This is a genomic window from Acidithiobacillus sulfurivorans, assembly GCF_018853815.1.
Lineage (GTDB): Bacteria > Pseudomonadota > Gammaproteobacteria > Acidithiobacillales > Acidithiobacillaceae > Acidithiobacillus > Acidithiobacillus sulfurivorans.
Window position 1 is genome coordinate 1 of record NZ_JAAOMP010000024.1, and the last position, 245, is coordinate 245.

The following is a 245-nucleotide window of genomic DNA, read 5'->3' on the forward strand; positions in this document are numbered from 1 at the left end:
AACCCTCCAGGCACAAACAGCGCAACTGGGACCAATAGCAGCGCTGGTGGCCGATACGGGTTATTGCAGCGAAAAGAATGTGGAGGCCTGCGAAGCACTGGGGATCACCCCATTCATTGCCGTGGCCAGAGAAGAACACCATCCCGACTGGCGGCAACGGTATACAGAACCGGAAGCCCTCCCGGAAAATGCGACCCGCATGCAGGCGATGATACATCGTCTGAAGACGCAGGCAGGCCGAAGCG

General features: G+C 58.8%; 1 pseudogene. It reads left to right on the forward strand.

Annotated elements, in window-relative coordinates:
- Positions 1-245, forward strand: a pseudogene (locus HAP95_RS01245) (IS5/IS1182 family transposase); the annotation flags it as partial.